The organism is Sphingobium limneticum (genome assembly GCF_008710165.1).
In the GTDB taxonomy this organism is placed as follows: Bacteria; Pseudomonadota; Alphaproteobacteria; order Sphingomonadales; family Sphingomonadaceae; genus Sphingobium; species Sphingobium limneticum.
This window is the reverse complement of record NZ_VYQA01000006.1, coordinates 108,294-127,296: the sequence shown is the minus strand read 5'-3', so window position 1 is coordinate 127,296 and position 19,003 is coordinate 108,294. Positions and strand designations below refer to the sequence as shown.

Sequence of the window (19,003 nt, the reverse complement as noted above, 5' to 3'; positions counted from 1 at the left end):
TTGTTCAGACCGCCACAACTTCGGGCAGGATGGCGTCGAGCAGGAGCATCCCTGCCGGCGCCACCTGCAAATGGTCGCCGGTCAGGCGGATGAGGCCAAGGTCGGTCAGTTGGGCGATGGCCCGTTCGTCTACCAGACGGTCCGCCCGGATTCCGGACTGGGCGGCGATCCGGGCGAGATCCACCCCTTCGCCCAGCCGCAATCCCATCAGCAACGCCTCACGGGCACGGTCCTCCGGCACCAATGGCTCCTCGCTCTGAATGCCATGGCCGTTGCGGGATACGGCACCCATCCAGTTTTCCGGCTTCTTGTGCCGCAGCGTCGCCATGCCGCCACGCCGCCCATGCGCGCCTGGCCCGATCCCGGCATAGTCGCCATAGCGCCAGTAGACGAGGTTATGGCGGCTTTCCTGCCCCGGCCGGGCATGGTTGCTGATTTCATAAGCGGGAATGCCGGCCGCACCGGTCATCGCCTGCGTCAGTTCATAAAGCGTGGCGCCATGATCGGGATCGGCGGGCGTCAGCTTGTTCTGCGCCACCAAAGTGGCAAAGCGCGTGCCCGGCTCGATCGTCAACTGATAGAGCGACAGATGCCCGGTGCCGAAGGAGAGGGCGCGCCCCAGTTCCGCTTCCCAATCCGCTTCGCTCTGGTCGGGACGGGCGTAGATCAGGTCGAAGCTCACCCGATCGAACACGCGCTGCGCCGTGTCGAGCGCGGCCAGCCCCTCCGTCACGTCATGGGCGCGGCCGAGGAAATGGAGCGCCTGATTGTCGAGCGCCTGAAGGCCGAGCGAGGTGCGGTTGACCCCGGCGCCGGCCAGATCCGCAAAGCGCGCCGCCTCGACCGAATTGGGATTGGCCTCCAGCGTGATCTCTATGTCCGGGGTGAAGCCCCAATGGCGCTCCGCCGCGCCGATCAGCGTTTCGACCAGCGCGGGCGGCATCAGCGAGGGGGTGCCGCCGCCAAAGAAGATGGAGGAGAGTGGACGGCCTGGTGTCAGCGCCGCCTCATGCGCCATGTCGGCCAGCAGCGCGGCCTCCCATGCCGGAATATCCACGCCGTCGCGGACATGACTGTTAAAATCGCAGTAGGGACATTTGGAAACGCAAAAGGGCCAATGGATATATAAGGCTTGAGCGTCGGCGCGGACATGGTCTGGGACCGTTGCGATTTGGGGGTTAAGAGACGACATGGCTGGGGGCAGCCCTAAAGAATTTTTGCGCGCTTCGCTATGGGTGGCGATCATGCTCTGTGGGACGGGTGCGCAGGCGGCGTCGGATGGTGCAGCACTGGTCGCGCCACTCGCCACCGGCACGGTCATGCCCGCTGCTTATTATGGCATGGAAGAAGCGCCGCGCGGGACCGCGTTGCTGCGGTCGGTCATGCTCGACGCGCATAATGAGGAGCGTGCCTCGCTCGGCCTGCCGCTGCTGGACTGGGACGATGCGCTGGCGGCCGATGCCGCCCGCTATGCCGACGATATGGCGCGTAGCGGCCTGTTCCGCCATTCGCCCCGCACCGGCCGCGCCATCCCCAGCGGCGAAAATCTGTGGATGGGCCCGCGCCGCCTCTACGGCTATGGGGCGATGGTCGGATCGTTTCTGGAGGAAAAGCGGCTGACCCGGATCGCGGGCAAGCTGCCCGACATGAGCGCCACCGGGCGCTGGCAGGATGTCGGCCATTATACCCAGATGATCTGGCGCGGGACGCGCAAGGTCGGCTGCGCGCTGGGCGAGGGGGCGAATGCGGACTATCTGGTCTGCCGATACTTCCCGGCCGGCAACGCCTTTGGCAAGGGTCCGCTGGACGCGGATGATGCAGCACCGATGGCGCAAACGCAGGTCGCCAGCGTCGGTCCGTAAGGCGGCGATGGATATTTCTCCTGGTGGTGGGCATTGAGCAGATGAAGCCGCCAGAGGAGAAGAGGATGCGCCACGCAGCACTGTCATGGATGATCTCGGGCTGTGCGCTGTTGGCGCTCGGCGCCTGTGGCGGGCCGTCGCAGCCGGAGCATAAGGCGGACGCGGTAGCCAGCGCCAATGACGCTGCACCGGTGGCCCCATCGCCGGTCAATGCGGGTGCCGCACAAAGCCCGATGCCCGCACCCGTTGCCCAAGACGCAGAACCGTTGTCCTGTGCCGCCGATATCGGGGCCGCAGCAGCAGCCAAGCGGGTCGCCGTCTGCCGCAATGTTTCGCCCGCCACCCGGCCACCCTGCAATGCCGCCAACAGCTGCGCCATGATCGAGGATGAGATTGCCCGCAGCTGCGCCCTGTTCGATGGCAAGGGCGAACCGATGCAGGGATGCGATCCCGCGCCCAAGAGCATGGCGGCGGCGGTCGCGGTGGTGCAGCGTTATTATTCGGCCATCAACGCCCGCGACTATGCCACGGCCTGGGCACAATGGGGGGAGGATGGTCCGCCCAACCAGACATTGGACAAGTTTCAGGCGGGCTTTGCCGGCACCCGGTCGACGCGGGTGACGATCGGCAGCAAGCTGGCGCCGGGCGATGGTGGCGCGGGTTCGATTTACCAGACGGTGCCGGTGACGGTCGATTCGCAGCTGCTGGACGGGACGCGCCAGCGCTTCGTCGGCGATTATGTGGTGCGGCGCGTCAACGATGTGGACGGCGCCACGCCCGCCCAGCTGCGCTGGCATATCGGCCAGGCGAAGCTGAAGGCGGTGCCCGCGGGTTGGGATTGATCCGCGCCGTCATTGCGAGCGTAGCGAAGCAATCCACTGGCGCGACTATGGATTGCTTCGCTACGCTCGCGATGACGATCCGGCAGGACGTTATCCCGCCTTCTTAAATGACCGCCGCGACCAGTTGCTCGAAGGCCTTGGCGCGGTGGCTCATGGCATGTTTGGCGTCCGGGTCCATCTCACCGAAGCTGATGGCGTGGTCCAGCGGCTGGAACATCGCATCATAGCCGAAGCCATTCTGGCCACGCGGAGGCCAGACCAATGTGCCGTCGATCCGCCCCTCGAACGCCTCGACATGGCCGTCGGGCCAGGCGAGGGCGAGGGCGCAGACGAAATGGGCGCTGTGGCTGGCGTCCGGCCCCTTGGCCTGCACGCCGTCCCATACCAGCTGCATCGCCATGCCGAAATCCTTGGTGGGGCCGGCCCAGCGTGCCGAAAACAGGCCGGGATCGCCGCCCAGTGCTTCGACGCACAGGCCGCTATCGTCGGCAAGGGCGGGCAGGCCGGAGAGGTCGGCCGCCTGCATCGCCTTCAATTCCGCATTGGCGATGAAGGTGGTGCCGGTTTCTTCCGGTTCGGGCAGGTCGAGCGACGCGGCGGAAATAGGCTCGATCCCATAGGGGCCGAGCAAGGCGGCGATTTCGCGTACCTTGCCGGGATTGTGGCTGGCGATCACCAGTCTGCCCGGCTTCAGCTTGCGGATCGCCTGTTCCTGTCCGAAATCGTCACTCATTGTCTACCCTTGCCTTCTTAATCTCGTCACCCCGGCCTTGAGCCGGGATCTCGCTTGTTCTTCGAGCCAGTCAAAGGAAAGCGAGACCCCGGCTCAAGCCCGGGGTGACGGCAATTGCTTAACGCCCGGTCGCCACATCCTGTGCCGCGAAGATTTTCGCGCAACCGATGCGGGCGAGGCGGAGCAGGCGGAGCAGCTCTTCCTCGTCATAGGCCGCGCCTTCAGCCGTCGCCTGCACTTCGGCGAACTTGCCGTCACCGGTCAGGATCAGGTTGGCGTCGGTTTCGGCATTGCTGTCTTCGGCATAGTCGAGGTCGAGGACTGGGGTGCCGTTATAGATACCGCAGCTGATCGCCGCGACCTTCTGAATGATCGGGTCTTCGGTAAGGGCACCCGAGGCGAGCAGCTTGTCCACTGCGATGCGCAGCGCGACCCAGCTGCCGGAAATGGCCGCCGTACGCGTGCCGCCATCGGCCTGGATCACGTCGCAATCGACCACGATCTGGCGCTCGCCCAGCTTCTTCAAGTCCACGACCGTGCGCAGCGAGCGGCCGATCAGGCGCTGGATTTCCTGGGTACGGCCCGACTGCTTGCCCTTGGCCGCTTCACGGCTGCCGCGGGTGTGGGTAGCGCGGGGCAGCATGCCATATTCGGCCGTGACCCAGCCCGACCCCTTGCCGCGCAGGAAGGGGGGCACCTTTTCTTCGATCGAGGCGGTGCAGAGCACGCGCGTATCGCCGAAGCTGATCAAGCAAGACCCTTCCGCGTGGATGGTGAAGCCGGGTTCCATGGTGATATCGCGCATCTGGTCGGGCGCGCGGCCGGAAGGACGCATAATTTCTACTCCGAAGCGTTTGAGAGGCGACAGGCGCCGCCAATGCGCCCAACGGCGCACTTAAAGCGCCGCTTAGCGGTCGATGGGACGAGTTGCCAGTGTCCAGACCGCAATTTGGACGATATGAAGGGTTATGACGATAAAAATCTGGGTCGCAGCCGGGCTGTTGGCATTGACGGGATGCATGGCGGAGCAGGAAGGGCTGGAGCCGCCCAAGGCGCCGGGCGACGTGATCCGCTTTACGGCGGGGCGCTGCTTCGGGGCATGCCCGGCCTATACGGTGCAGGTGTCGCCCGATGGCGCGGGCCTGTTGACGCCGGAACGCTTCACATCTGTGCCGGGGCCGACGCGCTTCACCATCAGCCGGGTGCAATATCGCAAGCTGCTGGCGACGCTGGCGCCGCATCGCCCGGCGACGGGCACCACGCAAAAGATCGACCAGAAAAGCTGCACCCGCTTCGCCACGGATATGCCCAGCTATAGCGTGGAATGGAGCCGGCCGGGGCAGCAGCCGACGCGGCTGGATTTCCAGTCGGGCTGCATGGACCCGCGCCATGGCAAGCTGCGCGTGGCGATCGCGTCCGTGCCCAAGATATTGGACGTGCAGCATATGCTCAATCCCAAGGCGGTGACGCCTTGAGCGCGCGCACCGACCTGCCTAGATAGACAGCATGTCGATCACCCCCATATCCGAACTGAACGATCGCGCGCGCGATGTCTTTCGCCTGGTGGTGGAAAGCTATCTGGGCACGGGCATGCCGGTGGGGTCGCGCACCATCAGCAAGATGGCCTCGCTCAGCCTGTCGCCCGCCTCCATCCGCAACGTCATGCAGGATCTGGAGGAGCTGGGCCTGCTCGCCGCGCCGCATACGTCCGCCGGGCGCATGCCGACCGAGACGGGGCTGCGGCTGTTCGTCGACGGCATGATGCAGGCGGCCGAGCCGTCGGCCGAGGAGCGCCGCGCGATCGAGGCGGGCATATCCGAAAGCGGGCCGATCGAGGAAGCGCTGTCCGCCGCCACGGCAACGCTGTCGGGCCTTTCGGCCTGTGCCGGCATCGTCATGGTGCCCAAGCGCGAGCCGGTGCTGCGCCAGTTCGGTTTCGTACCGTTGAATGCGCGTCAGGCGCTTGCCGTTTTGGTGGGGCAGGACGGGTCGGTCGAAAATCGCGTGCTGGACCTGCCCGAAGGCGTCAGCCCGATCGCGCTCAACGAAGCAGCCAATTTCATGTCGGCGCGGTTCGGCGGCCTGACGCTGCGGCAGGCGGGCGAGGCGCTGACGCGGGAGATGGAGGCGGAGCGGCACGCACTCGACAATAGCGCACGGGATCTGGCGGCGCGGGGCCTCGCCATCTGGTCGCATGATGCCGACGATCGGCCGGTGCTGATCGTGCGCGGCCAGTCGCATTTGCTGGACGATGGCGCGGCCGCCGACCTGGAACGGGCGCGGCAATTGCTGGAGCAGCTGGAGGGCAAGCAGGAAATATTGGACCTGCTGCGCGGCGCATTGGCCGGCAGCGCGACCAAAATCTTCATCGGCTCGGAAAACAAGCTCTTTTCCCTGTCGGGTTCTTCGGTCATAGCCGCGCCCTACCGTGGCGCGGACGGCCGGGTCGTCGGCGTGGTCGGCGTGATCGGCCCCACACGCTTGAACTATGCGCGGGTGATCCCCATGGTGGATTTCACAGCACAGACGCTATCGAGATTGATGAGATGAGCGAAGACAAAGACAATATCGAAAACACCGAAGTCGTGGACGCGCTGCCCGAGGATGCGGCACCGGCCGGAGACGCCGCAGCGGAGAAGATCGTCGCGCTGGAGGCCGAACTCGCCACCGCGAAGCAGGATATTCTCTACGCCCACGCCGACACGCAGAATGTGCGCCGCCGGCTGGAAAAGGAGCTGGCCGATGCGCGGTCCTATGCGTCGACCGCGTTCGCGCGCGACATATTGTCGGTCGCCGACAATCTGAGCCGTGCGCTGGCCGCGATCCCGGCTGAATTGCGGGATGATGAGAAATTCAAGAGCCTGGTCGTGGGCCTGGAGGCCACCGGCCGCGAACTGGACAGCGTGTTCGGTCGCAATGGCGTGACCAAGCTGGAGTCGGTCGGCCAGCCGCTTGACCCCAACAAGCATCAGGCCGTGATGGAAATCCCGTCGGCCGATGCCGAGCCGGGCACCGTGCTGGTCGAAATGCAGGCCGGCTACATGATCAAGGACCGCCTGCTGCGCCCCGCCATGGTCAGCGTGGCGAAGAAGCCGGACTAACCAACCGGGTTGTATATCCCGTTCGCCCTGAGCCTGCCGAAAGGCCCCACTTTCTCAAAGAGAAGGGCGGGGCTTCGACAGGCTCAGCCCGAACGGAGATTCTTGTGTTTCACGACCTCAACCTCACCACCGACCGCCCGACCTTCGTCACCCATCTCGAATGTTCGCTGACCGGCGAGCGCTATGAGGCGGACAAGCTGCATGGGCTGTCGGCGGCGGGGAAGCCGTTGCTGGTGCGCTATGATCTGGACGGCGTGCGCGCGACGCTGACCAAGGACGCGCTGGCAGAGCGGCCGATGGACCTTTGGCGCTGGCGCGAATTGCTGCCGGTGCGGCAGACGGCCAATATCGTGAGCCTTGGCGAGAATGCGACGCCGCTCATTCCGCTGCCGCGCACGGCCAAGCGGCTGGGTGGCGCGCATCTACTGGCCAAGGATGAAGGGCGGCTGCCGACCGCCTCTTTCAAGGCGCGCGGACTTGTCATGGCCGTGTCCATGGCGAAGGAACTGGGTGTGACGCAGGTCGCCATGCCCACAAACGGCAATGCCGGCGCGGCGCTGGCCGCCTATGCTGCCGTCGCGGGTATGGAATCGGTGATTTTCTGCCCCGCCGACACGCCCGAAATCAACGTGCGGGAAATCGCGGCGCAGGGCGCGCGCGTCTATCGCGTCAACGGCTATATCGACGATTGCGGCGCGATCGTGGGGCAGGGCGTCAAGGCACGCGGCTGGTTCGACTTCTCGACGCTGAAAGAACCCTATCGGATCGAGGGCAAGAAGACGATGGGGCTGGAACTGGCCGAACAGCTCGGTTGGGAACTACCCGATGCGATCTTCTACCCCACTGGCGGCGGCACCGGCCTGATCGGCATGTGGAAGGCGTTCGACGAACTGGAGAAGATCGGTTTCATCGGCTCCAAGCGTCCCAAGATGTTTGCGGTACAGGCCGAAGGCTGCGCGCCGATGGTCCGGGCGTTCGAACAGGGCGTGGAATTTGCCGAGCGTTGGGAGGATGCCCAGACCATCGCCATGGGCATCCGCGTGCCCAAGGCGGTGGGCGATTTCCTGATCCTGCGGGCTGTGCGGGAAAGTGGTGGGGTGGTGGGGCGGCGCTGGCGGTGTCCGACGCGGCGATCGGGGCGGCGGTGCGGGATGTGGCGCGCGATGACGGGTTGCTGCTCTGTCCCGAAGGTGGCGCGACGCTGGCAGCTTATCAGCGTGCATTGGACGAAGGCCTGATCGGGCGGGATGAGCGAGCGGTGCTGTTCAACTGCGCCAGTGGCCTCAAATATCCGCTGGAGGATCAGAGCCGCACGCTGGACCGGCACGCGCCGATCGATTTTTCCACACTTTAAGATATCTTGATACAATTAAGATCTATCTTAACTCTTGACGAGCGAGATTTTTAAGATATATCGCAAAGCATCATGACATATATGAAAGAGCAAATGATGCGTAACCCCCACAATTCTCACGGTCGCCACGGCGGCCATCATCGCGGTTTGCATGGCCATGACCGCTTCGCTTTCCCCGGTGGTTTCGGCCGCGGCCATAGCGGCCCGTTCGGCGGCGGCGATCCTTTTGGTGAGGACGGTCCGCGCGGTGGCGGTCGCGGTGGACGCGGCGGCGGTGGCGGCGGTCGTCGGCGCTTGTTCGACAATGAGACGCTGCGGCTGATCCTGCTGAAGCTGATCGCCGACGAACCGCGCCATGGCTATGAACTGATCCGCGCGATCGAGGCACTGTCGGGTGAGGCCTATGCGCCCAGCCCCGGCGTCGTCTATCCGACCCTGACCTTGTTGTCCGAAATGGACCTGATCGTCGAAGAGCCGAGCGAGGGCAGCCGCAAACGCTTCGCCATCACCGACGCGGGTCGTGCGCAGATCGCAGAGCGCAAGGCGGCGCTCGACCTGGCGCTGGAGCGGCTGGCGTCGATGGCGCAGAAGGCCGAGCGGGTCGATGGCGGCCCGGTCCGCCGCGCGATGCATAATTTGCGCTTCGCCATCCAGCAACGCCTTGAAAAGGAAGGCGCGGATAACCAGACCATGTTCGACGTCGCCGCCCTGATCGACGAAGCCGTCGCCAAGATCGAAAGGCTCTGAATATGACCCTGACCGCCACCGTGCCGACCACCAATGGCAGCCGCTATCTTCAGCAGCTGTGCAAGCATTGGAGTCACAAGTTCGAGACGGACTTCAGCCCCGAGCAGGGCGTTATCGCTTTCCCCATGGGGCCGATCCGGATGGCTGCGCAGCCCGAGGCACTGGTGGTGACGCTCGAGCCGAACGCTGACGTTGATGTGGAGAAGTTCAAGCAAGTGGTCGCGGATCACCTCGACCGCTTCGCCTTCCGAGAAGCCCCGCTGCCATTCGATTGGCAGTAAAGGTCAGGCTCAGTTTGTCGCTCCCCGGCGAAGGCCGGGGAACAATCAAATATCTTCGATCATCTCCGCCAGCACGGCCAGGCAATCCTTGCCCAGCTGGATGGAGCGGGCGGGGGACCAGCCGAAGTCGGCGTCGGGCAGGTCGTCATTGTCCTTGAACGGCATTTCCAGAGTCATCGCCACCGCGCCGAAGCGCTCTGCCACCTGATTGGTGGACATGGACAGGTTCGCTTTGCCAGCGCCCGCCACCGGATAGCCGAGCCGCGTCTGGAAATCGGGCGTGCGCGCGGCCAGCGTGTCGCGATAGCGATGATAAAGCTGGACCTGCTTGTCAGTGATCGAGGGAATGCCTTCGAACCCTGCGATGAAGACGGCGGGGATCGCTTCGTCGCCATGCACGTCCATGGCGAAATCGACGCCGCTTTCGTCCATCGCATTGCGGACCAGCAGCACTTCGGGGCTACGCTCGGCGGTCGGCTCATGCCATTCGCGATTGAGGTTCACGCCCACCGCATTGGTGCGCAGATGGCCGCGACGGCTGCCGTCCGGGTTCATGTTGGGCACGAGGTGGATCGTCGCTTTCTGGCGCAGCAGGCGGGCGACGGCGTCTTCCTCGTCGGCCAGCCGCTCCAGCGCGCCTTCCATCCACCATTCCGCCATCGATTCGCCGGGATGCTGGCGGGCGTAGAGCCACACCTGCTTGGGGCCTTCGCCGATGGTGAGCTTGTCGAGCGGCTGGCCGTCCAGCGTCAGACCCAGTTCGCGATGCTCGACGCCCGGCTGGCTGGCGGCCCAGGCGATCAGGTCGTGATGGCGCTCCATCGAATAGGGCGCGAAATAGGCGATCCACACGGCATTGCTGTCCGGCTCCAGCCGGATGGTCAGCGTGCCATCGGCATAGCTGGTGTCGGCCAGCAGCCAATTTTCGCGATCTTCGCTGATACGGGCGCTATAGCCGGCCCAGCCATCGGGATAGGCCGACTGGCCACAATTGACGATGGCCAGTTCCACCGCGCGACCGGCCGCATTGGCAAGGCGGAAATGGAACCATTGGTAGAAGTCGCTCTGATGATCCGTCACGATCTCCAGCTCGGCGCGGACGCCGGCGGGAGACTCGGTGATGGAGAGGGTGCGAATATTGCCGCTGTCAAAGCCGCTGGAGATGCTGATGGTCATTTGACCATTATAGTGCGCCCCGATTCACCGGGATAGCCCCCGATCAGCGCTGCGGCGAGTTTCTGCGCGGCGGCAGCGGGTTGAGCGGCGGCCGAACCCTGCTTCGCCTGAGTCGAGGCGCGCCCTTCCCAGATCGCAGTCGAATCGGACCGGCGGCGCAGCTGGATGTGCAGTTCGGTCGTCACGATATCCTTGGGCTTGCCCGACAGGTTGATGCCGACGCCAAGGCCCAGACCTCCGAACGTGCCGCCACGACGGCCACCGCCCGAGCCGATGCCGCCGCCCATGCCCACGCTGACCGGCCGATCGCTGCTGCGATCGGGGCCGGACGGGCGAAAGGTGCGGCTGAAGCTGACCAGCGCGACATAGTCGCTCTGCGCCCCGTCGCCGGTGGCGCTGAAACCGACTCGCTGGAATTCCTGCGATACCGCGCCGGCATAAGTGCGAAATTCCAGGCTGATGTCCGGATTGCCGGGCATTTCCTCGACCGCGACAGTGCCGGACCGGGCAGGATTGCCCATATGGAATCGCGTCACTTCCACGCGCGGGGCGGCCGTCGCGCACGCGCCGAAGGGAAGGGCGATGGCGGCGAGGAAAAGAAGGCGCTTCGACATGGGTTCAACTCCAACGGGCATTCGGCTATTATGTCGTGCTATAGACGGTGTGGGGGCCATAATCCCCTCCAACGCGTGAAGCCATGAACTTGCTGCATGGAGGATGAACAGAGTCAAAAGAGCGGCTGCCGCCCTTGACTTTGGTCCGTCTCACCCATAGGGGCTGCGCTTCGATTTTCGAACAAATTCAGATTCCATCAAGGGCCTAGCCATGAAGATCCGCAACTCGCTCAAGTCGCTCAAGGGACGCCACCGGGACAACCGCGTGATCCGTCGTCGCGGCCGTACCTACGTCATCAACAAGACCAACCGTCGCTTCAAGGCCCGCCAGGGCTAAAAGCAGGCGCTGCCCCTTCGGGTGCAGGTCTTGTAACGCAGAAAAGCGCCCGGTCGTGGATCGGGCGCTTTTCTGCGTTCGTCTGTGCGCGGTTCGGAAGGCGATTCGCGCGAATCGCCTTCCCTTATTCTTCGTTCGAGCCAGACGGCAGGATGGGGGAGGCACGCGCCTCTCCCCCAGTTTGTTCAGCCTTCGTCGCGGCCTTTGAGTTCGTCGCCGCGCACCGCTGCGACGTGCAGCACGTTGGTCGACCCAGGCGTGCCGAAGGGGACGCCGGCCAGCACGACGATCTTGCCGCCCTTTTCGGCCATGCCATGGCGCAACGCCATGCGCCGGGCCTTGCCGATCATCTCTTCGAAATTGCCGATATCCTTGGTGCGGATGGCATGCACGCCCCAGGTCAAGCCCAGCTTGCGCGCCGTGTCCGATCGCGGCGTCAGCGCCAGGATCGGGGCTGAGGGCCGTTCACGCGCCACGCGGCGCACCGTGCTGCCCGACGAGGTGAAGCAGGTGATGGCGCTGGCGCCCACGACATCGACGATATTGCCGGCGCTTTCGGCCAGCGCGTCGGCGGTGGTCGGGTCCGGGCGCGTTTCGGTATAGTGGAGCCGGCCGAAATAGCCGGGATCGCGCTCGACGCTGTGTGCGATGCTGTCCATCATCGCGACCGCCTCGACCGGCCAGTCGCCCGCCGCCGTTTCCGCCGACAGCATGATGGCGTCCGCGCCGTCATAGACCGCGGTGGCGACGTCCGAGACTTCGGCGCGAGTCGGGGAGGGCGACTTGATCATCGATTCGAGCATCTGGGTCGCGACCACCACCGGTCGGCCCATGCGCCGCGCGGTGGCGACGATCTGCTTTTGCAGCGGCGGCACGGCCTGCGGCGGCAGTTCGACGCCCAGATCGCCGCGCGCGACCATCACGCCGTCGGCCAGTTCGATAATCTCTTCCAGCCGTTGCACGGCCGATGGCTTTTCGATCTTCGCCATCAGCGCGCCATAGCCACCCATCAGCTTGCGCGCTTCGGCCAGATCCTCGGGCCGCTGCACGAAGCTGAGCGCGATCCAGTCGCACCCCTGTTCGATCGCGAAGCTGAGGTCGCGTCGGTCCTTGTCGGTCAGCGCCGGCACCGGCACGACCACGTCGGGCACGTTCACGCCCTTGCGATTGGACAGGGTGCCGCCGACCTCGACGATGGTGTCGATGCGATTCTCACCGATCGTCTTGACCCGCAGCACCAGCTTGCCATCGTCCAGCAACAGGCGCGTTTCGGGCACCAGCGCGGCGTAGATTTCGGGGTGGGGCAGGTTGACGCGGCGCGCGTCGCCCGGCGTTTCGTCCTGGTCCAGGATGAAGGGCGCGCCGGTTTCCAATATGGCCAGGCCCTTTTCGAACGTGCCCACGCGCAGCTTTGGTCCCTGAAGGTCGCCCAGGATCGTTGTCGGCCGATGGAATTCCTTTTCCAGATCGCGGATGATTGCGATGCGCGCGGCATGATCCTCATGCGCGCCATGGCTCATATTGATGCGGAAGGCGTCGGCCCCGGCGACGAACAGCGCCCGGATCATCTCGGGCGTATCGCTCGCGGGACCAAGGGTCGCCAGGATGCGAACCTTGCGAGAGCGGGGCGGTAGTGTCGTCATATCGTCTCCTGAGCGTCATGATCGCTCCCGGTTTGCCGGGGCGAGGTTATGCGTTATCCATGCTGCACGACAGGATGATGTAGTTTTCAGCGAAAGGGTCTCTCGCGCCGATGTCCGATACCATAGTCACAGATGCCGTTGCTGCAACCGCCTTCCGCCGTCTGGTCGCGCATTTGCAGCATCGCACCGATGTGGAGAATATCGATCTGATGGGATTGGCGGGCTTTTGCCGCAACTGCCTGGCCGACTGGATTGCGGAAGCGGACGGCGATCTGACGCGGGATCAGGCACGCGAAATCATCCACGGCATGCCTTTTGCGCAATGGAAAGCGCAGCATCAGGGCGAAGCCACGCCTCAGCAGATCGCAAAGATGCAGGAGAGTGTGGCGAAGAACGCGGACAATCATTAGAGGCGTCCGCCAACCTGATTCACATTTTCACAACGAACGGAGATTCCCATGAGCGAGGGCAACGTCGCAGCCGACCAGCTACGTCTTCTCATCGAGCGCATCGAGCGCCTGGAAGAGGAAAAGAAGGGCATCGGCGACGATATCAAGGACGTCTATCTTGAAGCCAAGGCGACCGGTTACGACGCCAAGATCATGCGTCAGATCATTCGCCTGCGTAAGATGCAGCCGCATGACCGGCAGGAAATGGAAGCGATCCTCCAGACTTATCTTTCCGCGCTGGGCATGGAATAAGGCGCTGTTTGTAAGATACGCTTTGTAAGATACGCTCACGCGTATCTTTGAACTGTACCGGCCCTCTCCCCCACCCGGCCACGCAACGGTAGTATCATATGGGTGGCTGGGTGGGGGAGAGGGCCGGTGCGGCAATCCGGCGGAGGCCGGATTCCTCGTCAAAGGAGAAGCGCCCATGGCCGAGATTATCGTCAGCACCACCAGCCGTCTGGAGGGGAGGCCCGCGAAGGAGTATCTCGGCATCGTCACCGGTGAGGTGATCGTGGGTGCCAACCTGTTTCGCGACCTGTTCGCCAGCGTCCGCGATATCGTGGGCGGGCGATCGGGCGCCTATGAGGATGTGCTTCAGCGTGCCCGCGAGCAGGCGATCGCCGAAATGCGTACGCGCGCGGCGAGCCTGGGCGCCAATGCCGTCGTCGGCGTGGACCTGGACTATGAAGTGATCGGCTCCAACGGGTCGATGCTGATGGTGTCGGCTTCGGGCACCGCGATCCTCTATTGATCCTGTAAAAGGCCAGCGATTGACGGCTGACTTGCTCTGGCGGTTGCCCTTTGGGCGGCCGCTGGTGTAAGGGCGCCCATCCTATTTCAACGGCAGATAAGAATTCAGGACCATGGCAGGCCATTCCAAATTCAAGAATATCATGCATCGCAAGGGCGCGCAGGACAAGAAGCGCTCCTCGATGTTCTCCAAGCTGAGCCGCGAAATCACCGTCGCGGCCAAGATGGGCATGCCCGATGTGGACATGAACCCGCGCCTGCGCCTGGCGGTCAACGCGGCCAAGGCGCAGTCCATGCCCAAGGACAATATCCAGCGCGCCATCGACAAGGCGAGCAAGGGCGACACCGAAAATTACGAAGAAGTTCGCTATGAGGGCTATGGCCCCGGCGGCACCGCCATCATCGTCGAAGCGCTGACCGACAATCGCAACCGCACCGCGACCAACGTGCGCACCGCCTTCTCCAAGAATGGCGGCAATCTGGGCGCGTCGGGCGCGGTGAGCCATGGCTTCGATCGCCTTGGCCTGATCACTTATCCCGCCAGCGCTGGGGACGCCGAAGCGATCTTCGAAGCGGCGCTGGAAGCCGGCGCGGAGGACGTGTCGTCCAATGAGGACGAGCATGAAATCTGGACCGCGATGGACGCGCTCCACGAAGTCGCCAAGGCGCTGGAAGCCACGCTGGGCGCCGCCGACGGCGCGAAGCTGGCCTGGAAGCCGACCACCACCGTCGACGTTGACGAAAGCAACGCCGCCACGCTGATGAAGCTGGTCGACACGCTGGAAGATGATGACGACGTCCAGACCGTCTGGGGCAATTACGAAGTCTCGGACGAAGTGATGGAGAAATTGGGCTAAAAAGCCCGAAATAGCCCCTCCCCTTCAGGGGAGGGGTTGGGGTGGGGAATGGCGCAAAACCCGCGATTGCTTAAAAATGCGGCGTCCATGCGTCACGACGCCACGCCATTTGAGGTGATTCTTTGGCGTCACCTTTCCCGGTAGCAGCTCGGCTTCAAATTTCGCCGCCAGCATGTGATCGCAAATCGCATCATCGATTTCTTTTGCCCCGCCAAGACGTTTGCGCTGGAGGTAGACGGTGATACGCATGATGCGGACGAAATCGCAGTCAGAGATGCAGAGTTGATCGGGATGGGCATTACCGTTCTGCACATCTGCAATCGGGACGTGGCTGAAAATATAGATGGCGTTCTGGCGTCGATCGTCGCACGGCTTGCATCACTGCCGGATCGCTGGCCCCACCCCAACCCCTCCCCTGAAGGGGAGGGGCTAGATAAAGAGCAATCATGATCCTTCTTGGCCTTGACCCTGGACTTGGCACGACCGGCTGGGGCCTGATTGCCGCGGATGGCAATCGGTTGACCCATATCGGCAATGGCCAGATCAAGACCGACAGCACCATGTCGCTGGCGACGCGGCTGCTGGCGCTCGATCTGGCGCTAACCGACCTCATCCTTGAGCATAAGCCCGATGGCGCGGCGGTCGAGGAGGTGTTCGTCAATGTAAACCCGCAATCGACGCTGAAGCTGGGGCAGGCGCGCGGGGTGATCCTGCTCAATGCATCGCGATCGGGCATGGAGGTCGGCGAATATGCCGCCCGCCTCGTCAAGAAATCGGTCGTCGGTGTCGGCAATGCGTCGAAGGATCAGGTGCATGCCATGGTGCAGCGCTTGCTGCCCGGCGCGAAGATCGCGGGGCCGGACGCTTCGGATGCGCTCGCCGTGGCGATCACCCATGCCCATCATCTCGCCAGCGCGCGGCGTATTCCCACGCGCTGACCCATCTATCCGCGTTCGCGTTACCCGAACAGATCGCCCAGAAAATTCGTCATCGCGCGGAAGCTGCGGCGGTCGGCATCCGGGCTGTAGGCCAGCCCCTTTTCCGGCATGTTGACCGCTTCGTCGGTGAAGGCGTGGCCGGTATGGCCATAGGCATGGATCTGCCAGTCGCAACCGGCCTCGGTCAGTTCCTTCGCCAGCCCGACCGTGGCTTCCGGCGGCGCGATCGGATCGTCCCAGCCATGGCAGATGAGTAGCTTTGACGTAATCTTGGCATTGGCGAAGGGCGGGGCTTCATAGACTCCGTGGAAGCTGACGCCGCCGGCGATGTCTGCGCCAGAGCGCGCCAGATCCAGCACGCATTTGCCGCCGAAACAGAAGCCGATCGCCGCCGTCCGTGTCGCGTCCACCGTCTCCAGCCCCTTGAGCAGGCTATGGGCGCCGTTCACCCGGTCGCGCAACAGCGCGCGGTCGGCGTTCAATGCGTTCATGTAGAGCGCCGGATCGGCGTCCGCACGCGTCGTGCGCTTACCCTGACCGAACATGTCAGCGACCAGCACCGTATAGCCCAGCGCCGCGACCTTTTCCGCATAAGCGAAGTCTGCTTCCTTCGTCCCCAGCACATTGGGGAAGAGCAGGATGCCGGGACGCGCGCCAGCGGCGCTGGCGGCCACCACGACATGCTCGAACGGTTCGCCGGCCATATCCTGGACGATGACGGTGCGGGTGATGCTCATGCGCTATTCCTTCAGATGCTGCCGAAACCGGGGGCTTCGCCGCGTGCGGCGCTGTCGATACGCTTGGGGCGTTTCCAGCCGATGACGGGCCGCTTGCGCAGGTGCAATGTCGGCCAGTCGCCCCGGTCGCTGCGCTCGGCCAGACGCATGCCCTGCGCGCGATAGGCGGCGATCACCGCATCGGCCTGTTCGTTGAGCAGGCCTGCGAGCACGATGCTGCCGCCTTCTTCCACCAAGGCGCAGAGCGCAGGCGCCAGTTCGATCAACGGCCCGGCCAATATGTTGGCGATCAGCAGGTCGTAGGGCGCCCGGCCGATCAAAGCGGGATGATTGCCGCCGGCCGCCGTCACCAGCGCCAGCCGCCCCGCTCCATCGCCCAGCTTCACGCCGTTGGTCCGCGCATTGTCGGCGCTGATCTCCACCGCGACCGCGTCGATATCCGATGCGATCGCATGGGCGCGCGGCCACAGGTGCAGCGCGGCGAAGGCGAGCAGCCCGGTGCCCGTGCCGATATCGGCGACATGGCGAAAACGCATGCCCACCCGGCGCATCCGGTCGAGCATGGCAAGGCAGCCGGCGGTTGTTTCATGCTGGCCCGTACCAAAGGCGCGGCCCGCCTCGATCAGCAGATTGACGTGGCCGGGCAGTTCGGGGTCGGTGGCGATGTTGCGGACATGGAAGCGGCCGGCCGTCACCGGCTCCAGCCCCTGTTGGCTCAGCGTCACCCAATCTTCGTCGGGCAGCGCTTCGACGATCGGTTTGACCCGCGCAGCGCTTGGCACGAACGTCTTGAGCAGCTTGATCGCGGCCGGGCTGGGCTTGCCCTCGAAATAGGCGTCCAGCTGCCATTTATTGTCGTCATCGGGGGCGGCTTCGCTGGTCATCAGCACTGGTGGCCGGTCCATGATGGCGAAGGCCGCAATGTCGCCGTCCAGCGCCTCCGCTTCGGCGCGGGTGCAGGGCAGGGTGACTTTCCAGCTTTGGGCTGCGTTTGCGACTTCGTTCATCCCGCCGCCTTTAGACCAGCGGCGGGGGCAGGGGAAGCTTTACGCCACCTGCCGCCCGAAGTCGGACGAGGCATGGCGCAGGCTGGCGAGCTTGCCCTCGACGCTGACGAAGCCGCGTTCCAGCTGGTCGATTTCCGACGCCACGACCTCGGTATCCTGGCGGATGGCCGAAATGGTGGTGGACATCGAATCGGCCGCCAGTGCGGTTTCGTCCACGGCGGCGGTGATCATGGTGACGGTCTGCGCCTGCGCATCCATGGCATGACGGATCCGTTCGGCGCTGGCCTGTACTTCACCCACCGTGTCGCGGATGCGCTCGTTGGTTTCGACCGACTGACGAGTCGATGCCTGAATATCGGCAATCTTGCTGGCGATTTCGTCGGTGGCCCGGGCGGTCTGGTTCGCCAGGCTCTTCACTTCCTGCGCGACGACGGCGAAGCCGCGACCGGCATCGCCGGCACGCGCCGCTTCGATCGTGGCATTGAGCGCCAGCAAATTGGTCTGTCCCGCAATGTCGCGGATCAGGCCCAGAATCGATTCGATCGACTTGGCATGTTCGGACAGGGTGGCCGACATGGCGACGGCGTCGCCCGACTGGGTCGATGCACGACGCGCGACTTCGGCGGAACTTTCGACCTCTGTGCGGGCGTCCTCGATCGCGCGGATCAGGCCGGCGGACGTGCGGGCGGCTTCGCGCATGGCAAGCGCGGATTGTTCGGCGGCGGCGGCGACTTCGGACGCCTTGCCCAGCATGCCGCGGGTGGCGGCCGACGCATCCTTGGCCTGTTCGCGCAGCGATTCGCCCAGCTTCGATGCGCCGTCGATCTCGCCCACGATTCTCTGTTCGAACAAGGTGCCGTACCGCTGCCGTTCGGCGCGCTGCGTTTCGGCCTGGTCGGATGACAGGACGTTGCTCATGAAGCCCGAATCGATCATCGCGATCTGCAACATCATGCTCAGCAGCTTGCGACAGCGGGCGCCGTCATCATGGCAGCGTTCCCAGATCAGATCGGTCACGCGCTCGTTGGCGGCCGCCACGGCGGTCATCACCGACCGCACCGACACATCATGTTTGCGGGCATGGCGCACGCAGTCGGCGGCCGATTGCGCCCAGCGCCCTTCGGCGAAATGCAGCAGCTTTTCGCGCACATATACGTCCGCTTCCTGCTCGATCCGGGCGATGATGGTGCGACTCAGCCGGTCCTGAAGCCCGGTTTCACGCATATAGGTGGCGAAGAACGTCGCGCCGACGCTACCCAGATCCTTCTCGATCAATTCGCCCACTTCGCGCGCGGCGCTGGCGATCGCGCCGGTGGGATCGACATCCGCCATATAGTCCGATGTGATGGCGGCAGGGGAAAGACTGGACGGCATGCGGGGACGGCCCTTGCTGAAGACATGATCGGTTCGCGTTCGATCATTAGCGCGGGTTGGTTAATCACTTCTTATGCCTGACCGATGCGATTGGAAAAGCGTCAGCAACTTTCTGTAGCCTTCCTCTTCTTGCCCTCGTGGCGCTTCGCTCCTAAGGGGAGCGGACTCAGGGACAAGTATCTAAGGACTAGGGTAGAC

The 19,003-nt window shown here is 64.3% G+C and carries 24 protein-coding genes and 1 pseudogene; 15 read left to right on the top strand and 10 right to left on the bottom strand.

Features of this window, described 5'->3' with window-relative positions:
* Nucleotides 1-4: 4 nt before the first annotated feature.
* Nucleotides 5-1,192, bottom strand: coding sequence for a radical SAM family heme chaperone HemW (gene hemW / locus F4U95_RS09915; protein ID WP_150425549.1), 1,188 nt, complete (start codon nucleotides 1,190-1,192; stop codon nucleotides 5-7).
* On the opposite strand from hemW, the gene F4U95_RS09910 reads away from it, so the two are divergent.
* Both F4U95_RS09910 and F4U95_RS09905 read left to right on the top strand, forming a co-directional pair.
* Nucleotides 1,191-1,862 (top strand): CAP domain-containing protein, encoded by a 672-nt coding sequence (locus F4U95_RS09910; RefSeq protein ID WP_150425548.1) that lies wholly within the window; start codon nucleotides 1,191-1,193, stop codon nucleotides 1,860-1,862. The two genes, hemW and F4U95_RS09910, sit on opposite strands and share 2 nt — an antisense overlap.
* Before the next feature lie 65 nt (nucleotides 1,863-1,927).
* Entirely contained in the window at nucleotides 1,928-2,704 is a 777-nt protein-coding gene (locus tag F4U95_RS09905) for a hypothetical protein (protein WP_150425547.1), read from the top strand.
* A gap of 103 nt (nucleotides 2,705-2,807) precedes the next feature.
* On the opposite strand, the gene rdgB is transcribed toward F4U95_RS09905, so the two are convergent.
* Together rdgB and rph are read right to left on the bottom strand one after the other, a co-directional pair.
* Nucleotides 2,808-3,437 carry an RdgB/HAM1 family non-canonical purine NTP pyrophosphatase gene (gene rdgB / locus F4U95_RS09900; RefSeq protein ID WP_150425546.1) on the bottom strand — a complete coding sequence of 210 codons (630 nt, stop codon included), beginning with the start codon at nucleotides 3,435-3,437 and terminating at the stop codon, nucleotides 2,808-2,810.
* A gap of 118 nt (nucleotides 3,438-3,555) precedes the next feature.
* A complete protein-coding gene (gene rph / locus F4U95_RS09895; RefSeq protein ID WP_120250779.1) occupies nucleotides 3,556-4,272 on the bottom strand; it encodes a ribonuclease PH in 717 nt (238 codons plus the stop codon).
* A gap of 133 nt (nucleotides 4,273-4,405) precedes the next feature.
* On the opposite strand from rph, the gene F4U95_RS09890 reads away from it, so the two are divergent.
* The 6 genes and pseudogenes from F4U95_RS09890 (at nucleotide 4,406) to F4U95_RS09865 (ending at nucleotide 8,920) form a co-directional block, all read left to right on the top strand.
* Nucleotides 4,406-4,912 (top strand): DUF6438 domain-containing protein, encoded by a 507-nt coding sequence (locus F4U95_RS09890; protein ID WP_150425545.1) that lies wholly within the window; start codon nucleotides 4,406-4,408, stop codon nucleotides 4,910-4,912.
* Nucleotides 4,913-4,943: 31 nt separating this feature from the next.
* The gene (gene hrcA, locus F4U95_RS09885) at nucleotides 4,944-5,987 is read left to right on the top strand and encodes a heat-inducible transcriptional repressor HrcA (RefSeq protein ID WP_120250777.1); all 1,044 of its coding nucleotides are present in this window, start codon (nucleotides 4,944-4,946) and stop codon (nucleotides 5,985-5,987) included.
* A complete protein-coding gene (gene grpE, locus F4U95_RS09880) occupies nucleotides 5,984-6,538 on the top strand; it encodes a nucleotide exchange factor GrpE (protein ID WP_150425544.1) in 555 nt (184 codons plus the stop codon). The genes hrcA and grpE overlap by 4 nt, the downstream gene beginning before the upstream one ends.
* A 104-nt stretch (nucleotides 6,539-6,642) precedes the next feature.
* Nucleotides 6,643-7,892, top strand: a pseudogene (locus F4U95_RS09875) (threonine synthase).
* A gap of 93 nt (nucleotides 7,893-7,985) precedes the next feature.
* Nucleotides 7,986-8,639, top strand: a complete 654-nt coding sequence (locus F4U95_RS09870) for a PadR family transcriptional regulator (RefSeq protein ID WP_150425543.1) — start codon at nucleotides 7,986-7,988, stop codon at nucleotides 8,637-8,639.
* Nucleotides 8,640-8,641: 2 nt separating this feature from the next.
* Entirely contained in the window at nucleotides 8,642-8,920 is a 279-nt protein-coding gene (locus tag F4U95_RS09865) for a DUF2218 domain-containing protein (protein WP_150425542.1), read from the top strand.
* A 45-nt stretch (nucleotides 8,921-8,965) separates the two neighbouring features.
* Here F4U95_RS09865 and F4U95_RS09860 read toward each other — a convergent pair whose 3' ends face one another.
* Nucleotides 8,966-10,096, bottom strand: coding sequence for a M14 family metallopeptidase (locus tag F4U95_RS09860; RefSeq protein ID WP_150425541.1), 1,131 nt, complete (start codon nucleotides 10,094-10,096; stop codon nucleotides 8,966-8,968).
* A complete protein-coding gene (locus F4U95_RS09855) occupies nucleotides 10,093-10,710 on the bottom strand; it encodes a hypothetical protein (protein ID WP_150425540.1) in 618 nt (205 codons plus the stop codon). The genes F4U95_RS09860 and F4U95_RS09855 overlap by 4 nt, the downstream gene beginning before the upstream one ends.
* A 211-nt stretch (nucleotides 10,711-10,921) precedes the next feature.
* Between F4U95_RS09855 and ykgO the strand changes: the two genes are divergently transcribed.
* Complete coding sequence (gene ykgO, locus F4U95_RS09850; protein WP_004210176.1) at nucleotides 10,922-11,047, top strand: type B 50S ribosomal protein L36; 126 nt, start codon at nucleotides 10,922-10,924, stop codon at nucleotides 11,045-11,047.
* Nucleotides 11,048-11,232: 185 nt separating this feature from the next.
* On the opposite strand, the gene pyk is transcribed toward ykgO, so the two are convergent.
* Nucleotides 11,233-12,690 carry a pyruvate kinase gene (gene pyk, locus F4U95_RS09845; protein ID WP_120250771.1) on the bottom strand — a complete coding sequence of 486 codons (1,458 nt, stop codon included), beginning with the start codon at nucleotides 12,688-12,690 and terminating at the stop codon, nucleotides 11,233-11,235.
* A 110-nt stretch (nucleotides 12,691-12,800) separates the two neighbouring features.
* Here pyk and F4U95_RS09840 point away from each other — a divergent pair, with 110 nt between their 5' ends.
* The 4 genes from F4U95_RS09840 (at nucleotide 12,801) to F4U95_RS09825 (ending at nucleotide 14,749) form a co-directional block, all read left to right on the top strand.
* Entirely contained in the window at nucleotides 12,801-13,100 is a 300-nt protein-coding gene (locus F4U95_RS09840) for a DUF1244 domain-containing protein (RefSeq protein ID WP_120250770.1), read from the top strand.
* Between the two features lie 48 nt (nucleotides 13,101-13,148).
* The gene (locus F4U95_RS09835; RefSeq protein WP_056683669.1) at nucleotides 13,149-13,391 is read left to right on the top strand and encodes a DUF2312 domain-containing protein; all 243 of its coding nucleotides are present in this window, start codon (nucleotides 13,149-13,151) and stop codon (nucleotides 13,389-13,391) included.
* Between the two features lie 175 nt (nucleotides 13,392-13,566).
* On the top strand, nucleotides 13,567-13,893 hold the full coding sequence (locus tag F4U95_RS09830; RefSeq protein WP_172598776.1) for a heavy metal-binding domain-containing protein: 327 nt from the start codon (nucleotides 13,567-13,569) through the stop codon (nucleotides 13,891-13,893).
* Between the two features lie 112 nt (nucleotides 13,894-14,005).
* Nucleotides 14,006-14,749 (top strand): YebC/PmpR family DNA-binding transcriptional regulator, encoded by a 744-nt coding sequence (locus tag F4U95_RS09825; RefSeq protein WP_120250769.1) that lies wholly within the window; start codon nucleotides 14,006-14,008, stop codon nucleotides 14,747-14,749.
* A gap of 24 nt (nucleotides 14,750-14,773) precedes the next feature.
* Here F4U95_RS09825 and F4U95_RS25110 read toward each other — a convergent pair whose 3' ends face one another.
* Entirely contained in the window at nucleotides 14,774-14,998 is a 225-nt protein-coding gene (locus F4U95_RS25110) for a hypothetical protein (protein ID WP_246171562.1), read from the bottom strand.
* Between F4U95_RS25110 and F4U95_RS09820 the strand changes: the two genes are divergently transcribed.
* Nucleotides 14,924-15,199: an endonuclease domain-containing protein gene (locus F4U95_RS09820; protein ID WP_246171550.1), complete on the top strand. Its 276-nt coding sequence runs from the start codon at nucleotides 14,924-14,926 to the stop codon at nucleotides 15,197-15,199. The two genes, F4U95_RS25110 and F4U95_RS09820, sit on opposite strands and share 75 nt — an antisense overlap.
* Nucleotides 15,196-15,687, top strand: coding sequence for a crossover junction endodeoxyribonuclease RuvC (gene ruvC, locus F4U95_RS09815; RefSeq protein WP_150425539.1), 492 nt, complete (start codon nucleotides 15,196-15,198; stop codon nucleotides 15,685-15,687). The genes F4U95_RS09820 and ruvC overlap by 4 nt, the downstream gene beginning before the upstream one ends.
* Nucleotides 15,688-15,707: 20 nt before the next feature.
* On the opposite strand, the gene F4U95_RS09810 is transcribed toward ruvC, so the two are convergent.
* From F4U95_RS09810 to F4U95_RS09800, 3 genes are read right to left on the bottom strand one after another with little or no spacing between them, the layout of a single operon-like run.
* A complete protein-coding gene (locus tag F4U95_RS09810) occupies nucleotides 15,708-16,424 on the bottom strand; it encodes a dienelactone hydrolase family protein (protein WP_150425538.1) in 717 nt (238 codons plus the stop codon).
* 11 nt (nucleotides 16,425-16,435) lie between these two features.
* Nucleotides 16,436-17,431, bottom strand: coding sequence for a 50S ribosomal protein L11 methyltransferase (locus F4U95_RS09805; RefSeq protein WP_150425537.1), 996 nt, complete (start codon nucleotides 17,429-17,431; stop codon nucleotides 16,436-16,438).
* 39 nt (nucleotides 17,432-17,470) lie between these two features.
* Nucleotides 17,471-18,805 carry a methyl-accepting chemotaxis protein gene (locus F4U95_RS09800; RefSeq protein ID WP_150425536.1) on the bottom strand — a complete coding sequence of 445 codons (1,335 nt, stop codon included), beginning with the start codon at nucleotides 18,803-18,805 and terminating at the stop codon, nucleotides 17,471-17,473.
* Nucleotides 18,806-19,003: the final 198 nt, after the last annotated feature.

Excerpts from the sequence above, each read along its gene's own strand:
- F4U95_RS09905 (WP_150425547.1), top strand. The coding sequence starts at position 1,928 with ATGCGCCACGCAGCACTGTCATGGATGATCTCGGGCTGTGCGCTGTTG.
- hrcA (WP_120250777.1), top strand. The coding sequence starts at position 4,944 with ATGTCGATCACCCCCATATCCGAACTGAACGATCGCGCGCGCGATGTC.
- F4U95_RS09825 (WP_120250769.1), top strand. The coding sequence starts at position 14,006 with ATGGCAGGCCATTCCAAATTCAAGAATATCATGCATCGCAAGGGCGCG.
- rph (WP_120250779.1), bottom strand. The coding sequence starts at position 4,272 with ATGCGTCCTTCCGGCCGCGCGCCCGACCAGATGCGCGATATCACCATG.
- hemW (WP_150425549.1), bottom strand. The coding sequence starts at position 1,192 with ATGTCGTCTCTTAACCCCCAAATCGCAACGGTCCCAGACCATGTCCGC.
- ruvC (WP_150425539.1), top strand. The coding sequence starts at position 15,196 with ATGATCCTTCTTGGCCTTGACCCTGGACTTGGCACGACCGGCTGGGGC.
- F4U95_RS09860 (WP_150425541.1), bottom strand. The coding sequence starts at position 10,096 with ATGACCATCAGCATCTCCAGCGGCTTTGACAGCGGCAATATTCGCACC.
- F4U95_RS09800 (WP_150425536.1), bottom strand. The coding sequence starts at position 18,805 with ATGCCGTCCAGTCTTTCCCCTGCCGCCATCACATCGGACTATATGGCG.
- F4U95_RS25110 (WP_246171562.1), bottom strand. The coding sequence starts at position 14,998 with ATGCGTATCACCGTCTACCTCCAGCGCAAACGTCTTGGCGGGGCAAAA.
- F4U95_RS09890 (WP_150425545.1), top strand. The coding sequence starts at position 4,406 with ATGACGATAAAAATCTGGGTCGCAGCCGGGCTGTTGGCATTGACGGGA.
- pyk (WP_120250771.1), bottom strand. The coding sequence starts at position 12,690 with ATGACGACACTACCGCCCCGCTCTCGCAAGGTTCGCATCCTGGCGACC.
- F4U95_RS09840 (WP_120250770.1), top strand. The coding sequence starts at position 12,801 with ATGTCCGATACCATAGTCACAGATGCCGTTGCTGCAACCGCCTTCCGC.
- ykgO (WP_004210176.1), top strand. The coding sequence starts at position 10,922 with ATGAAGATCCGCAACTCGCTCAAGTCGCTCAAGGGACGCCACCGGGAC.
- F4U95_RS09910 (WP_150425548.1), top strand. The coding sequence starts at position 1,191 with ATGGCTGGGGGCAGCCCTAAAGAATTTTTGCGCGCTTCGCTATGGGTG.
- F4U95_RS09805 (WP_150425537.1), bottom strand. The coding sequence starts at position 17,431 with ATGAACGAAGTCGCAAACGCAGCCCAAAGCTGGAAAGTCACCCTGCCC.
- F4U95_RS09810 (WP_150425538.1), bottom strand. The coding sequence starts at position 16,424 with ATGAGCATCACCCGCACCGTCATCGTCCAGGATATGGCCGGCGAACCG.
- F4U95_RS09855 (WP_150425540.1), bottom strand. The coding sequence starts at position 10,710 with ATGTCGAAGCGCCTTCTTTTCCTCGCCGCCATCGCCCTTCCCTTCGGC.
- F4U95_RS09865 (WP_150425542.1), top strand. The coding sequence starts at position 8,642 with ATGACCCTGACCGCCACCGTGCCGACCACCAATGGCAGCCGCTATCTT.
- F4U95_RS09835 (WP_056683669.1), top strand. The coding sequence starts at position 13,149 with ATGAGCGAGGGCAACGTCGCAGCCGACCAGCTACGTCTTCTCATCGAG.
- rdgB (WP_150425546.1), bottom strand. The coding sequence starts at position 3,437 with ATGAGTGACGATTTCGGACAGGAACAGGCGATCCGCAAGCTGAAGCCG.
- grpE (WP_150425544.1), top strand. The coding sequence starts at position 5,984 with ATGAGCGAAGACAAAGACAATATCGAAAACACCGAAGTCGTGGACGCG.
- F4U95_RS09870 (WP_150425543.1), top strand. The coding sequence starts at position 7,986 with ATGATGCGTAACCCCCACAATTCTCACGGTCGCCACGGCGGCCATCAT.
- F4U95_RS09830 (WP_172598776.1), top strand. The coding sequence starts at position 13,567 with ATGGCCGAGATTATCGTCAGCACCACCAGCCGTCTGGAGGGGAGGCCC.